Source organism: Flavobacterium sp. Leaf82, assembly GCF_001422725.1.
GTDB lineage: Bacteria > Bacteroidota > Bacteroidia > Flavobacteriales > Flavobacteriaceae > Flavobacterium.
In genome coordinates, this window is record NZ_LMMA01000032.1 from 506,361 (window position 1) to 520,948 (window position 14,588).

General features: G+C 32.4%; 18 protein-coding genes. 5 read left to right on the forward strand and 13 right to left on the reverse strand.

What is annotated here, in order from left to right:
• Positions 1 to 8: 8 nt before the first annotated feature.
• Positions 9 to 698, forward strand: a complete 690-nt coding sequence (gene prfH / locus ASF10_RS16700) for a peptide chain release factor H (protein ID WP_056251346.1) — start codon at positions 9 to 11, stop codon at positions 696 to 698.
• Positions 685 to 1,221, forward strand: a complete 537-nt coding sequence (locus tag ASF10_RS16705) for a hypothetical protein (protein ID WP_056251348.1) — start codon at positions 685 to 687, stop codon at positions 1,219 to 1,221. The genes prfH and ASF10_RS16705 overlap by 14 nt, the downstream gene beginning before the upstream one ends.
• A gap of 149 nt (positions 1,222 to 1,370) precedes the next feature.
• Here the strand turns inward: ASF10_RS16705 and ASF10_RS16710 are convergent, their stop codons facing one another.
• The 7 genes from ASF10_RS16710 to ASF10_RS16740 all read right to left on the reverse strand — a co-directional run bounded on the left by ASF10_RS16710 (position 1,371) and on the right by ASF10_RS16740 (position 8,140).
• Complete coding sequence (locus tag ASF10_RS16710) at positions 1,371 to 2,111, reverse strand: acyl-[acyl-carrier-protein] thioesterase (RefSeq protein WP_056251351.1); 741 nt, start codon at positions 2,109 to 2,111, stop codon at positions 1,371 to 1,373.
• A gap of 23 nt (positions 2,112 to 2,134) precedes the next feature.
• Positions 2,135 to 3,052, reverse strand: a complete 918-nt coding sequence (gene miaA, locus ASF10_RS16715) for a tRNA (adenosine(37)-N6)-dimethylallyltransferase MiaA (RefSeq protein WP_056251356.1) — start codon at positions 3,050 to 3,052, stop codon at positions 2,135 to 2,137.
• A 153-nt stretch (positions 3,053 to 3,205) separates the two neighbouring features.
• On the reverse strand, positions 3,206 to 4,045 hold the full coding sequence (locus tag ASF10_RS16720) for an ion transporter (RefSeq protein ID WP_056251358.1): 840 nt from the start codon (positions 4,043 to 4,045) through the stop codon (positions 3,206 to 3,208).
• 30 nt (positions 4,046 to 4,075) lie between these two features.
• Positions 4,076 to 5,437: an exonuclease domain-containing protein gene (locus tag ASF10_RS16725; protein WP_056251361.1), complete on the reverse strand. Its 1,362-nt coding sequence runs from the start codon at positions 5,435 to 5,437 to the stop codon at positions 4,076 to 4,078.
• Positions 5,438 to 5,518: 81 nt separating this feature from the next.
• Positions 5,519 to 6,178 (reverse strand): YggS family pyridoxal phosphate-dependent enzyme, encoded by a 660-nt coding sequence (locus ASF10_RS16730; protein WP_056251364.1) that lies wholly within the window; start codon positions 6,176 to 6,178, stop codon positions 5,519 to 5,521.
• A 12-nt stretch (positions 6,179 to 6,190) separates the two neighbouring features.
• Complete coding sequence (locus tag ASF10_RS16735; RefSeq protein ID WP_056251368.1) at positions 6,191 to 7,084, reverse strand: 3-hydroxyacyl-CoA dehydrogenase family protein; 894 nt, start codon at positions 7,082 to 7,084, stop codon at positions 6,191 to 6,193.
• Between the two features lie 90 nt (positions 7,085 to 7,174).
• Positions 7,175 to 8,140 carry a Gfo/Idh/MocA family protein gene (locus tag ASF10_RS16740; RefSeq protein ID WP_056251370.1) on the reverse strand — a complete coding sequence of 322 codons (966 nt, stop codon included), beginning with the start codon at positions 8,138 to 8,140 and terminating at the stop codon, positions 7,175 to 7,177.
• 143 nt (positions 8,141 to 8,283) lie between these two features.
• Between ASF10_RS16740 and ASF10_RS16745 the strand changes: the two genes are divergently transcribed.
• Complete coding sequence (locus tag ASF10_RS16745) at positions 8,284 to 8,925, forward strand: protein-L-isoaspartate(D-aspartate) O-methyltransferase (RefSeq protein ID WP_056251373.1); 642 nt, start codon at positions 8,284 to 8,286, stop codon at positions 8,923 to 8,925.
• Between the two features lie 27 nt (positions 8,926 to 8,952).
• On the opposite strand, the gene ASF10_RS16750 is transcribed toward ASF10_RS16745, so the two are convergent.
• The 3 genes from ASF10_RS16750 to smpB all read right to left on the reverse strand — a co-directional run bounded on the left by ASF10_RS16750 (position 8,953) and on the right by smpB (position 11,267).
• The gene (locus tag ASF10_RS16750; RefSeq protein ID WP_056251376.1) at positions 8,953 to 10,002 is read right to left on the reverse strand and encodes a Fic family protein; all 1,050 of its coding nucleotides are present in this window, start codon (positions 10,000 to 10,002) and stop codon (positions 8,953 to 8,955) included.
• 91 nt (positions 10,003 to 10,093) lie between these two features.
• Entirely contained in the window at positions 10,094 to 10,735 is a 642-nt protein-coding gene (locus ASF10_RS16755) for a hypothetical protein (protein ID WP_056251378.1), read from the reverse strand.
• A 76-nt stretch (positions 10,736 to 10,811) separates the two neighbouring features.
• On the reverse strand, positions 10,812 to 11,267 hold the full coding sequence (smpB, locus tag ASF10_RS16760) for an SsrA-binding protein SmpB (RefSeq protein WP_056251381.1): 456 nt from the start codon (positions 11,265 to 11,267) through the stop codon (positions 10,812 to 10,814).
• A gap of 138 nt (positions 11,268 to 11,405) precedes the next feature.
• On the opposite strand from smpB, the gene ASF10_RS16765 reads away from it, so the two are divergent.
• Both ASF10_RS16765 and ASF10_RS16770 read left to right on the forward strand, forming a co-directional pair.
• On the forward strand, positions 11,406 to 12,044 hold the full coding sequence (locus tag ASF10_RS16765; protein WP_056252229.1) for an outer membrane beta-barrel protein: 639 nt from the start codon (positions 11,406 to 11,408) through the stop codon (positions 12,042 to 12,044).
• Positions 12,045 to 12,146: 102 nt separating this feature from the next.
• Positions 12,147 to 12,374, forward strand: coding sequence for a VF530 family DNA-binding protein (locus ASF10_RS16770; protein WP_056251385.1), 228 nt, complete (start codon positions 12,147 to 12,149; stop codon positions 12,372 to 12,374).
• On the opposite strand, the gene ASF10_RS16775 is transcribed toward ASF10_RS16770, so the two are convergent.
• From ASF10_RS16775 to ASF10_RS16785, 3 genes are all read right to left on the reverse strand, one after another.
• Complete coding sequence (locus ASF10_RS16775) at positions 12,375 to 12,929, reverse strand: DUF3575 domain-containing protein (RefSeq protein ID WP_056251388.1); 555 nt, start codon at positions 12,927 to 12,929, stop codon at positions 12,375 to 12,377.
• Between the two features lie 136 nt (positions 12,930 to 13,065).
• Positions 13,066 to 13,617 carry a GNAT family N-acetyltransferase gene (locus ASF10_RS16780; protein WP_056251392.1) on the reverse strand — a complete coding sequence of 184 codons (552 nt, stop codon included), beginning with the start codon at positions 13,615 to 13,617 and terminating at the stop codon, positions 13,066 to 13,068.
• A 9-nt stretch (positions 13,618 to 13,626) separates the two neighbouring features.
• Complete coding sequence (locus tag ASF10_RS16785) at positions 13,627 to 14,478, reverse strand: aldose 1-epimerase family protein (RefSeq protein ID WP_056251396.1); 852 nt, start codon at positions 14,476 to 14,478, stop codon at positions 13,627 to 13,629.
• Positions 14,479 to 14,588: the final 110 nt, after the last annotated feature.

The window sequence follows — 14,588 nt, forward strand, 5'->3', positions numbered from 1 at the left end:
ATTAAAAAATGGAAAAAATAATTCAGATAACAGCGGGTCGGGGACCTGCAGAATGCACTTGGGTAGTTGCCCAAGTGCTTAAAAAAATTCTGGACGAAGCACAGGTGCAAGGTTTAGAAACTATTTTGCTTCAAAGAGAGGCAGGTCAGGAAAATGGAACTATTGAAACGGCTACAATTGCTGTAAAAGGAGAAAATGCTACAACATTTGCTAATTCCTGGATTGGAACAATTTTATGGATTGGTCAAAGCCAGTTTAGAAAAATGCATAAACGCAAAAATTGGTTTATTGGTGTTTTTGAGATTGAGCCACAAAAGAATACATCAATTTTACAAAACGATATTCAATACCAGGCAATGCGAAGTTCCGGAGCTGGCGGACAACACGTTAATAAAGTTAGTTCAGCAATCAGGGCAACACATATTCCAACTGGAATTGCTGTTGTATCGATGGATAGCCGATCGCAACATCAAAACAAAAAACTGGCAACAGAGAGATTATTAAAAAAATTAGAAGGCGAAACTTTGCAGCAGCTTAAAAACCATGTTGGAAAACAATGGGAAAACCAACTGAATATTCAGCGTGGGAATCCTGTCAGGGTTTTTACAGGATCTGACTTTAAAAAGAATAAAGTGGAGAAAAGTTACAAAGGAACTCGTCAGAAATTAAAAACAGATTTACGAAATGAAAACAATTGATAAATACCTTTTTCAGGCTTTGGATAATTATCCGTATTCGCTTGAAGAAACGATTGAATCCTTAGATTATGCCTTTTCTTATGATGCAAAAAATACAATGGTTTTGTGTTTATACGGAAGAATCCAGGCAGAACAATTATGGAATTATGAAGAGGCAAAATCTTATTTTCAAGATGCATTGGCTATAAATATTCATGCGCTGGAAGTATATCCGTATTATATTCATACCTTAATTTTGAATGAAGATTATGAAGAAGCCAAAAAACTGATCGATTTTGCTCTGACTGTAAAAGGAATAAACAAATCTGAAATATTTGTAAAAAAAGCAATTCTTTTTGAAACACAACGGCAATTTAAAAATGCATTAAAGGAAATAAAAAATGCAAAATTGAGTACTTTACAGTTTGCTTTTGATTCTGATATTACAGAAGTAGAAAAAAGAATAAAGGGTAAAATTGATTTGATCAAAAATAATAATAAGAAAAAGAACCTGAAAAAAGATTCTAATAAGAAATCAAAATGATTTTTGATTTAAAACTAAAAACGATGCAATTCTATTTTGAGTTGCATCGTTTTTTATTGAATAATATATATAATTAGCCGAGAATTTACTAATTTTAAAATAGATAAATCAGTGTTAATTCATTCAATCCGTTATATCTGTTGGCAATTTTATTTCCAATGTAATTCTAATGCGAAACAAGTTTTTTCGCCTTTTGTAATACTAAATTTTGCAGTAGTATTATCTTCACTTTCATGAATCACAACCTGGTCTTTCAGGGACAGTTCTTTCATGAAATTCATTTCGAAACTTTTTACTTCTTGTTTCAAAATTCTTTTCTCATCAACATGATCCAGGCACCATTCTAAATATTTGACATTATTTACGTGATTTACAATATCTAAATCAGATAAGTAAACTGTTTTTTCAAAAACTGCTTCTTTTTCATGATTGATGTTTATTTTTGAAAATCCTTCGTTTGTAGCTCTGTTTTCAGGAAACAGTTCAAAATGTTCGTATGGTAATGCCAAAGGTTCCGGACGACGGGCTTGTGTATTAAAAACAGCCCAATAAGTTTCGCATCCCACTATTTTTTTTCCGTTTACATACATTTCAAGTGCACGGACTGAACGTGAATTTTCTAAACTATTGATCCATGTTTTTACTGTTACAATATCCTGCCATTTTGGTAAAGCGCTAACTTCAACCCGCATGCGGCTAAGAACCCAGGCTTGATGAAATTCCTGCATATCAAAAAAACTGATTCCGCCAACTTCTGAATGTGCTGCAGCGGTTAATTGTAAAATATTACATAAATCAGTATATTTTAAGAAACCTGTTGGTGTACATTGTGTAAAATTGATTTCCCAGTCTTTGCTTAAAACTGAAGTGAAATTTGGTGATATAGGCATTTTTTAATTTTTGATATTAGATTTTAGATTTTTGACTGAATAAACGAGATGATTTCACTCTTGGGTGTGGCGTAATCAAACCATTTTGTAGCTTCGTTTCTTTTGAACCACGTAAGTTGTCTTTTGGAAAAACGGCGGGTATTTTTCTTGATTTCTTCGATCGCAAAAGGCAACGTGAAATCTCCGTCAAAATAACTAAATAATTCTCTATATCCCACAGTTTGTAATGCATTTAATACTTTATGTGGATATAATTGTTCTGCTTCGGCTAATAAACCTTCTTTGATCATATTATCGACGCGTTGATTGATTCTGTCATAAATGATTGGTCTTTCAGCATCTAAACCAATTAAGATGGGAATGAAGTTTCGGTTGTTTTTCTTTTGATTCAGAAAAGACGAATATGGTTTTTGAGTTCCGATGCAAACTTCTACAAAACGCATCATTCGTTGCGGGTTTTGGAGCGTTTGTGGATTTTCTAGAGTTATTTTTTGATAATATTCCGGATCCAAATGCTGTAATTGTTCCTGAAGATATTCAATTCCGAATTTTTCGTAGTTTGAATTTACTTCAGAACGTACTTCTGGATTAATTTCCGGAAATTCGTCAAAACCTTTTAAAATTGCATCAACGTAAAGACCAGAACCGCCGATAAGAATAGCAAAGTCGTTATTTTGAAATAATTCTTCAAGTTTAATCAGCGCTTCTTTTTCGTAATCTCCTACAGTATAATTTTCGAAAATAGATTTATTTTGAATAAAATGATGTGTTGCAGCTTGTAGTTCTTCCTGATTTGGAACAGCTGTACCAATTGTCATTTCTTTAAAAAACTGACGACTGTCGCAAGATATTATTTCGCATTTAAAATGATTTGCCAAAGCAATACTTAAGGCTGTTTTGCCTATAGCTGTTGGTCCGACAATGGTAATTAAGTGTTTCATATTTTTTAGCCCAGATGGGAGTGAAAACCCCGGACTTATATTTGTTAGTTTTTTTTGGGATAAAAGAGCGACTTTAGAAGCTCCTTTTATGCCTTTAAAAAACAACAAAGATAAGGAGGAGTTGTAATGTACAGCTGGAAATAGCTTCTTAAATTAATTATCAGGTAATTCAGTTCCGCATTGATAACAATATTTTGCGCTGTCAAAATGTACTTGTGAATTACATTTTTTGCATGTTTTTTTAGTGCCGACAGCATTGTTTTTAAGACTGCTTTTTGCAAATTCTGCAGTTACGATTCCGGTAGGTACGGCAATAATTCCGTAACCTAAAATCATAACTAATGCTGCTATGAATTGTCCTAATGGCGTTTGTGGTGAAATATCTCCATAACCCACTGTTGTCAGGGTTACAATTGTCCAGTAAATACTCATTGGGATACTTGTAAAACCGGAGCTTCTGCCTTCGACGAGATACATAATAGATCCAATAATTATGGTGCTAATCAGGACAAAATAAATAAACACGAGGATTTTTTCTTTACTCGCTTCTATAGCTTCGCGAAGTTGTATGGATTGATGTGAGATCTGCGGAATATGTAAAATTTTGAATAATCGAAAGAAACGCAGCGCTCTAACAATAGATAAAATGCTGGCTCCGGGAAAAAATATCGATAAATACATGGGTAAAACAGCCAGTAAATCAATAATTCCGTAGAAGCTAAAAACGTATTTGACGGGTTTTTGAATCGAAATAATCCTTAAAATATATTCAATTGTAAAAAATATGGTGATAACCCATTCGCAGATAAAAAGTTGATAATGATATTTTTGATTGATTCCCTGAACGGTTTCCATCATAATCAAAATAACACTCAATAGAATTAATCCCAGTAATACTAAATCGAACATGCGGCCTAAAATGGTATTGGTGCCATATAGGATGATTTTGATTTTCTCTCTGAAAATTTCGTATTTTGATTTTATTTTTTTCATATCTACGAAGATAATGAAAGTTTTTGTTTGTTAAAAATGAAGTATTTTAAGCGATTTGCTTTTGCGCATGTAATTCTGGATAATATTTTTTACATCACGATTGTGCTGCATAGGAATTAAAATATTTTTTAGAATTTCGATGTTGTTTATCTGGTAATTTAAATCATAAAAAGCATATCCCTGATATATTCCGTTTTCTATCAGTACTGCGCTTCTTTCGTTTATATTACGGCCTCTGTCAATAAGAATCATGCTTTTATTATCGAAGCTATTTTCTGATATAAATTGTTGTACTCTGGCATTGTATACCTCAGGAGTGATTTCTCCTATACAAGCTCCGTCGCATTCTTTTATTTTATATTGAAAACATTCTTTTTTGGTTTGATATAATCCTGTTAATTTCTGGCATAAATGATATTTAGAAGTGAATTTAAATAAGGCATTTTTACCTTCCTGAAGTGTGGCAAATGAAGTAATTTCTTTTTTACGTCCATCTGCTTTTTCAAGTTTTAGGTTGATATATCCGTTAGAATCTTTTTCAGGATATAAAGCATATTGAAATATAGTTTTTCGTTGTGAGCGATTATGTCTTGGTCGGTTTATTTTTATTTCTTCACTTTCTTTCAGTAAAGCTATTAATTCGCTGCCGGTTTCATCATAGGTAATGGTAAAAACTTCGGCTTGAATTTTTTTGCTTTTTGTCGTAATTCCAGTAAAATGCTGATTGACTCTCTTTTTTATGTTTTGGCTTTTGCCAATATAAATTAAATTACCACCTTGATTGTGAATATAATAAATGCCCGTTTTTGTAGGCATTTGTGCTAAAATGTCTAAAAATTTAGGTGCAATTCCTTTCTCAATTTCCAGCTTTATAAAGTCTTTTACAATGGTTTTCTCTAGATCTTTTTCTAAAAGCATTTTAAAGAGTTTCGTAGTTGCCATTGCGTCACCGCTGGCACGATGTCTGTCTGCCATTGGTATTCCCAATGCGCGAACGAGTTTTCCTAAACTATAAGAAGGTTGTTCCGGGATTAATTTTTTGGCAAGTTCAACTGTACAAAGCGTTCTGGCTTCAAAATCGTAGCCTAAACGTCTGAATTCTGTACGTAGAATTCTATAATCAAATGATGCGTTATGAGCTACAATAATGCAATCAGAAGTAATTTCGATGATTCGTTTTGCAACTTCAAAAAATTTAGGGGCTGAACGCAACATAGCATTATTAATTCCGGTTAATTTCACCACAAAAGGCTGAATCGGAATTTCAGGATTAACAAGGCTAATAAATTGGTCAACTACTTCATGGCCATCAAATTTATAAATGGCGATTTCGGTAATTCCTTCTTCGTTAAACTGGCCTCCAGTGGTTTCTATGTCTAGTATTGCGTACAAATTCAGTATTCAGTCTCGGTTTTTAGTATTCAGTTTTCTGTAGGGGCGCACCGCAGTGCGTCTTGCTATGTGGCTTCAAAATTAACGGCCGCCAAAAATGCTGCTTCCAATGCGAACCATTGTGCTTCCGCATTCTATGGCTAGTTTATAATCTCCAGACATTCCCATAGAAATTGTTTTTAGATCGCAGTTTTCAGCTTTTAGCTTTTTAATCGAATCAAAAATAGATTTTAAATGTGTAAATTCTTTTTTGATTTGGTTTTGGTCTTCTGTAAAAGTTGCCATTCCCATTAATCCTAAGATACGAATATTTTTCATCTCTTTGAATTCTGGTGAAGATAATAATTCATTTAATTCATTTTCGTCTAAACCAAATTTAGATTCTTCTTCGGCAATGTATATTTGAAGCAAACAATCAATGATTCTATTGTTTTTTAAAGCATGTTTATTGATTTGCTGCAGTAAATTTAAACTATCAACACCATGAATTAAGCTCACAAATGGTGCCATAAATTTGACTTTATTCGATTGCACGTGACCTATCATATGCCATTGAATGTCTTTTGGCATTTCTTCGTACTTATCAGTCATTTCCTGGATTTTGTTTTCTCCAAAAATGCGTTGACCGGCTTCGTAAGCTTCCATCAAATCAGAAACAGGCTTTGTTTTAGAAACCGCAACAAGAGTTACATGTTCTGGCAAAGTTGATTTGATTGTATTTAAATTCGATTGTATCGACATGGTATTTCTTTTTTATGAAAGAATAAATTGCTTAGAGATTTTCTCTGCTTTTTTACTTTCACTATAATCATAAAAACCTTCTCCTGATTTTACTCCAAGTTTTCCTGCTCTTACCATATTTACTAATAATGGGCAAGGAGCGTATTTGGGGTTTTTAAATCCTTCGTACATTACATTCAAAATAGCAAGACAAACATCAAGGCCAATAAAATCAGCAAGTTGAAGCGGTCCCATTGGATGTCCCATACCTAATTTCATTACCGTATCAATTTCATAAACACCGGCTACTTTATTATATAACGTTTCAATTGCTTCATTTAGCATAGGCATTAAAATTCTATTTGCTACAAAGCCAGGATAATCGTTTACTTCAACAGGTATTTTTCCTAATTTTTCAGATAAATCCATGATGATTTTAGTGACTTCATCGCTGGTATTGTATCCGCGAATAATTTCTACTAATTTCATAATTGGCACCGGATTCATAAAATGCATACCAATAACGCGTTCAGGATGCGAAACAACAGCCCCAATTTGAGTTATTGATATAGAAGAAGTATTGGTGGCTAAAATTGTATTGTGAGAACAAGCTTCATTTAATTGTTTAAAGATATTTAGTTTTAGTTCTACATTTTCTGTTGCAGCTTCAACTACTAAATCAACACCTACAACACCATCTTTAATATCAGTATACGTTATAATATTGGTTATTGTTTTTGCAACTTCTTCTTGAGTTATGGTACCTTTAGATAACATTCTGTCTAAATTAGCAGCAATAGTTGCCATTCCTTTGTCTAATGATTTCTCAGAAACATCAATCAGTTTTACAGTAAAACCACTTTGTGCAAATGTATGAGCAATTCCGTTACCCATTGTTCCTGCACCAATTACAGCTATAGTTTTCATTTAATTTTAGTATTTGAATTTTAAAAGTTAAGGTTTAAAGCTCCTATGAAGTACGCTTTAAACCTTAAAAATAATGAGTTTATTTTTTATTTATTTATCGAAACAATCAATAATTTGGTACGCTACTCTTAAAGCATCTGTAGCTTGTTCAAGCGTTACCACAGGAGTTGTGTCTGTTTTTATTGCATTTGCAAATGATTCCAGCTCATCCAGAATTGCATTGTTTTGCTCGACATCAGGATTTGTAAAGTAGATTTGTTTTTTTACGCCTTCGGCATTTTGCAGGATCATATCAAAATCTCCGGGAGTTTCCGGCGCATCTTTCATACGAACTACTTCACATTTTTTCTCTAAAAAGTCAACTGATATATAAGCATCTTTTTGAAAGAAACGTGTTTTTCGCATATTTTTCATCGAAATCCTGCTAGCTGTTAAATTAGCTACACATCCGTTTTCGAATTCAATTCTGGCGTTTGCAATATCCGGAGTATCACTAATTACAGAAACGCCACTTGCGTGAATGTCTTTTACTTTTGAATGTACAACACTCAAAATTGCATCAATGTCATGAATCATTAAATCTAAAACTACGGGAACATCTGTCCCACGCGGATTAAATTCAGCCAGACGATGTGTTTCTATAAACATAGGATTTTCGATCATGTTTTTTGTAGCAATAAACGCCGGATTAAAGCGCTCAACATGACCTACCTGACCTTTTACGTTATATTCTTTTGCCAAAGCAATAATTTCTTCGGCTTCCTGAACGGTATTCGCAATTGGTTTTTCTATAAAGATATGTTTTCCTGATTTAATAGCTACCTTAGCACATTTATAGTGCGAGAGCGTAGGAGTTACAATATCAATGACATCCACAGCGTGGATTAATTTTGCAATAGTACTGAAGTTTTTATAGCCAAATTCTTTTGATATTCTTTCGGCATTTTCTTGATTTTCGTCGTAAAATCCAACTAATTCGTATTTGTCAGATTGTTGTAATAAGCGTAAATGTATTTTACCAAGATGACCAGCACCTAAAACTCCTACTTTTAACATGAGAATGTATTTTAAACAAAAATATAATTTATTTGTCGAACGTGAAAATGAATGCAGTAAAGATTTAGCGATTTAATAATTAAAAATCAATATTTGATTTACTATTTACTTTCTTATTTTTGCAAAAATAAAACCTACCCATTTTGAAAGATACTGCCAAACATCAAGGACTACGTAATCAATTAGTAAGCACTTTAGAGCAAAAAGGTATTACTGACAGAGCAGTTTTGGATGCAATAAAAAAAATCCCAAGACATCTTTTTCTGAATTCCAGTTTCGAAGATTATGCTTATCAGGATAAGGCATTTCCTATAGGAGCGGGGCAAACGATATCACAACCCTATACGGTTGCTTTTCAGTCGCAATTATTAAAAGTAAAAAAAGAGCATAAAATTTTAGAGATAGGAACTGGTTCAGGTTACCAGACTGCCGTTTTGTGTATGCTTGGCGCTAAGGTTTTTAGTGTAGAAAGACAAAACGAATTATTCAAGACAACATCAAATTTATTTCCTAAATTAAATATTCGCCCTAAGCATTTGTCTTTTGGAGATGGGTATAAAGGGTTACCAAGTTACGCACCGTTTGACAGTATTATTGTTACAGCGGGTGCTCCGTTTATTCCTCAGCCTTTAATGGCGCAGCTAAAAATAGGAGGAAGGCTTGTTATTCCGTTAGGAGAAGACGTGCAGATTATGACTTTATTAATTCGTAAAAACGAAACACAATTCGAGAAACATGAGTTTGGAGAATTTAGATTTGTTCCTTTATTAGAAGATAAAAATTAATAAAAAGCCCAACTCAGTTGGGCTTTTTTATTGACTAATAATACTAATATATCGTTCTAGATTTTCTTTTTCAACTTGAGCAACAAAGAGTAAAAAGTCTTCTTTATTATTCTTTGTTTGAGCAGTTTCAAGAGTTTGATAGTATTGCATACGACTATCATAATCTCCTTTTATATTTGCAATGGTGTAACCTTTTTGTAATAGAATTAAATTCATGACAAGACGGGAAGTTCGTCCGTTTCCATCAATAAAAGGATGAATTGTGATTAATCTCTCATGCATTTCGGCAGCAAGAATTATTGGATGTAATTTGTTTTTATTGATTTCGTACCAAATAAAATAATCTTCCATTTCTTTTGCAACCATATCAGGTTGTGGCGGCATATGTGTATTTCCTTGTATCATAACCTGGACTTTTCTATAACGTCCGGCATCTTCAGGAATTATTCCGCGTAAAATTAAATTGTGAATGGATAAAAGATCACGTTCGTTTAGTGAAACATTTCTTTGCATCAAATCTTTTATAAAACCAATTGCTTCCTGATGATTAATAGCTTCTAAATGTTCGCGCATACTTTTTCCTGAAATAGTCAAACCTTCATTAATAACCATATCTGTTTCGCGAAGTGTCATTGTATTGCCTTCAATACGATTACTTTCAAAAGTATATTCTAACTCTAATACCTGAGTGATTCTGAAACTATCATATTTGCGATAACTATCTAGTTTTTCTTTTAAAAGATCGATCTCTTTTAAAAGTTTTTCCAAAGTATTGGAAATCTTTAATTTCGAAACTGTTTTATTATATTTTATTTCTTGCTCGGCTAGTATTAAAGCTTTTAAAGCAAATTCATCATCTCCAATTTCATATAGAATTTTTTCTTTAAGCCATGCGATCATTAAAGTTTCATAATCAATTTCTAAAAGTTGAGCAAGTTTAGAAATTTGATCTTTAGTAGGTTTTCTCGTTCCTGATTCAAATTTACTTATCAAAGCCTGATCAATACCGAGTATTTGTGCCACTTCCCGAGTCTTTAATCCTTTTTGTTCTCTCGCGTTTTTAAGAAGTGTTTTCATTTTTTTTATGCTTTATATTGTCTTGACAAATTTAGTCATTTTCATTTAAATTAAAAAAGCAATAGATAACTATCGCTTTTAGTAATTCTTTTTATTTAGGAGGAAGTGATCCGTCTTTTCTCATTTCTTTTACAACTGTTTGCATAATTGCATCAACGGTTTGACCTAAATCAGTAACATAATCTGATTTTGTAGTTCCTGTCCAGATGAGTTTATTTTCTTTTAGAGAAAAAACATTCGTTTCTACCATATAAGATGTAGTTTCCTGATAATATCCCGGATCATAGAAGTTTGGAGAATACATACCGTACCAGTTTCCAAAACCATAACCATACATTCCGGTATATAAACCATCAAATCCTCCGTAATACATGCCGGTGTAAGTTCCCGGAACATATTCAGTTTCTTTTTCGGTACTTACTAAGCGAAGCGTAATAACTCCGTCAAAGTTCTCATCTTGTAATATTTTTAATTTTTGTTCTTTAGTGAGATTTTTGGTTGTTTCGTTTAAGTATTGGTAAGAAGTTTTGAAGATTTCGTTACTGGCAGCAATTCTGTTTTCAGTAACCCTTCTGGACGCTTCGTCTTTTACCAATGCAACAACCAAAACTTTTTTGAAGTTTTCCTGAGCAACTGTAATTTTTGGATCTCTCCAACTATTTACGATAGAAGTATTGGTGCCACAACCAGAAACTACTAGAATAGTAACTAATAAGATTAAGTATTTTTTCATATTACAATTTTTAAAAAATTATTGTAGTAAAAATACGTATAAAAAGTAAGAAAATACTTCTGGCGACTAAATAACTTTAATTATAAGCTTTTTTTATTCGGTCGAGGTCGCGTTTGGTGTCTTGTTCTTTTAGGGATTCACGCTTGTCGTAATTTTTCTTTCCTTTACAAAGACCAATTTGCAATTTTGCAAGCCCCTTTTCATTTGTAAATAATTTTAGAGGAACAATAGTAAGTCCTTTTGCCTGAACACTTTTATGAAGACTTTTTAATTCCTTTTTATTCAAAAGCAATTTTCTTTCACTTCTTGCTTTATGATTGAACTGATTTCCAAAAGTATATTCTTCGATATAAGTATTTATAGCGAACAGTTCAAGATTACTAAATTCACAAAAACTCTCTGTGATATTAGCTTTTCCTAATCGTATCGATTTAATTTCTGTACCGGATAAAACGATTCCGGCAGTATAAGTATCGATTATCTCATAATCAAATCGAGCTCTTTTATTAAGTATATTGACTGTTTTTAACATAATGCAAATGTAAACAAAATTGAAAACTTTGGTGCTATCAAAGATAACTAAAGATTTTTTTTAATCTATGATTTTAATCATTTTTGAAGATAAAGCTTACCGGTAAGTTTGTTAAATAATTTAAAAAATAAATTTAAAATGAGAAAAATTTTAACACTCGCCGGTATTGTATTAATAGGTTTAACAGCAAAAGCACAAGAGGTTAACCAAGGATTAAAAGGGGCTTGGTTCGCGACTTCGCAATTTGGTTATCAGCAAACTAAAACTGCCGATGCTAAGAATACAAGTATATCTGTATTGCCAATTGTAGGAACATTTATTACTCCGTCTGTTGCTGTAGGAGCAGGTTTAGGTTATATAAATATCAAAGCAGATTCGAAAGCTGGAACAGCTGCAAAAACTGATTTAATTGTTATTGAGCCTTTAGCAAGGAAATATTGGAACGTTGCCGGTACTTTATATTTCTTTGGACAATTGGCTGCTCCAATTATAACAGGAAAAGAAAAAGAAAGTGATTTAAAAGTTAACCAGATTGGCTTGTCGCTTTCAGGCGGATTTGATTATTTTGTAACAAAGAATTTCTCTGTTGAGTTTTCTTATGATTTAGCGAACTTTACTTCAACAACGCTGGACCCAAAAAATGGCGAAAAAACTACGGTTACAAATTTTGGATTGGCACACGTAGCAAATGTCGAATCATTTTATAATGGTGCTTTGGGCGGAAGTAATCCAAACTTAACGTCTCCGCTATCATTTGGATTTAAATTTATATTCTAAATAGTTGTAGATTGATTTACATTTCAATTTACTAATTTTGTAAAAAAGATAAAGACCGTACTTTATAAGTACGGTCTTTTAATATTATTTTAAAATTATAAAATGCAAAATCAATCAAAAGATCCTTTACACGGAGTTACACTTCAAAAAATAGTAGAAGCGCTGGTAAATCATTACGGTTTTGATACTTTGGCAGCGTTAATTCCGATAAAATGCTTTACATCAGATCCAAGTGTAAAATCAAGTCTTACTTTTTTAAGAAAGACAGATTGGGCGCGTAAAAAAGTAGAGGATTTATACGTAAAAACTTTACCTAAATTCTCTAATTAATTACAATTTATAAGAGATCATAACACCTCCGCGGTACGGAAGCCATTCACCACTTTTGTTCCAGTTTGGCGCTTTTTCATATCTTCCCGGAGTTCCGTCATTGTAGTAACCATGATAAAAGCCCTGGTGCCAGCCAGCTCCTGCAAAAAAGTCTAATAAAAATTTATCGCTCAATTTAAGGTTGTACCCAACTGTAACTCCTAAACGGTAACCAAAACCGTGTTCGTATTTGTTAGAATCCCAGTAATTCCATTTTTGTATTTCGTAAATGTCCGGACCAGCATGACCACCAACATAAAACCCGTCATAATTTTCTTTAAAATGGTAACGTAATTCAGGAGTTAATGTGTAAAATTTCATTGGACTATGTCCATTAAAGGATTCCCAAAAAGAAGCCATTACATCAACACTAAAAGTCAAATTTTTGCCAATGCTGGTTTCAATACCAACATTAGGTATTGCAAGTAAAGCAGTTGCAGCATTGAACTTAATAAAAGTTTGGCTTTGAGATTGGATGGAAAAGAAAACAACAAGAAGGATTAAATATTTTTTCATAAAAAAATAGGTTTACGTGGTATTAAAATAAGGCTTCATCACTTATTTCGCGTGCAAATATAACGTAAACCATTTATTACTATTATCTAAATGTTTTAATTTAACAGCAATGTTTTTTTCTAATCAGAGCTATAAATTACTTAGGTTCTAATAATGAGTAAATTACCTTGTCTAAAAAGCGGCCTTCATAAAACTCGGATTCTTTTAGATGTGCTTCTTTTACAAAACCACATTTTTGTAAAACCTTTTCTGAGGCATAATTCTCCGGGTCAATTACAGCTTCTATCGAGTGTAGTTTTAAATCTTCAAAACCATAAGCAATTAATCGGTTTACGGCTTCGGGAATAATTCCTTTTCCGTGAAATTCCGGCAAAAGCATATAGCCAATTTCAGCACGATAATTTTCAGGCTGCATTCTGTAATATCCTATAATTCCAAGAAGTTTTGGGTTATCTTTTAAAGTTATTCCCCAGTTGATACCCACATTTGTTACAATTTTATCATCAATCATAGCAATGTGAGCCAATGCATCTTCATTGTCTTTTACTAAAGGTCTTGGGATGTATTTCATCGTTTCAGGATTCGAACGCAATTCGAAAACTTCATTTGCATCGTCGTTTGTTATTCTTCTTAAAAGTAAACGTTCTGTTTCTATTACAGGAAATGGAGTAAAATTAAATTCCAGCATTTTTCTTAATTATAATATTGTGATACTAAATTTTGAATTAAAAGTCTGACCTGCGTCTAAAACTACAATTCCTTCTTTTTCAAATAAATCTCCTGAATTTTCGGCAGTGTCCGAGTATCCTAACCAAGGCTCAATACAAACAAATGGAGCTTGTTCTTTTGTCCAGATTCCGAAGCTTGGAAAATCTTTAAAATCAACTTTCACATATGGTTTAGAATTTTCAAGAATTGTTAATGATTTTGATTCTAATGTTTTGAAAATCAAAGCGTCATTTTCGAATAATTTATAATTTAAAGGAATAAGATTATTAGATGTTTCTAAAATTTTAGTTTCGTTAGAAATCAAATCGTTCTCTAAAAGGTAATATTTTAAAGCTTCATCCTTTTCAAATTCAAAAGCATAATTTTCAAAATTTTCAGGCAAAGCTATCGCAGGATGTGCCCCAATCGAAAAAGGTATTTTGCCCTCATTTTTATTGATTACTTTATACTCAATATTCAATGAAGCTTCTTCAAGAGAATAGATAATTTGCAACTCAAATTTAAAAGGATATTTCGTTAAAGTTTCAGTGTCAGATTTTAATGAAAAAACAGCTCTGTTTTGAGTTTTTTCTATCAATTGAAATTCCATATCACGAGCAAATCCATGTCTTGGTAATTGGTATTCTTTTGCGTTGATCGTATAAGTGTTGTTTTTTAAAGTACCCACAATAGGAAAAAGTATTGGAGAATGTTTTCCCCAGAAATCAGGATTACCCTCCCAGATATATTCTTTATTTTGATTGTCTTTAAGCGAAAACAATTCGGCTCCGGCATGTTTTATAGAGGCACTTAGTATTGAATTTGAAATAGTTGTATTCAAAGTATTTTAATATTGAAATGAATGAATCTTAATAGTGATGTAAATATATTTTATAAATTTTATTTTTTTAAGAAAATCCTTTAAATTATTTTTTTGGTAAAATTTTGCTA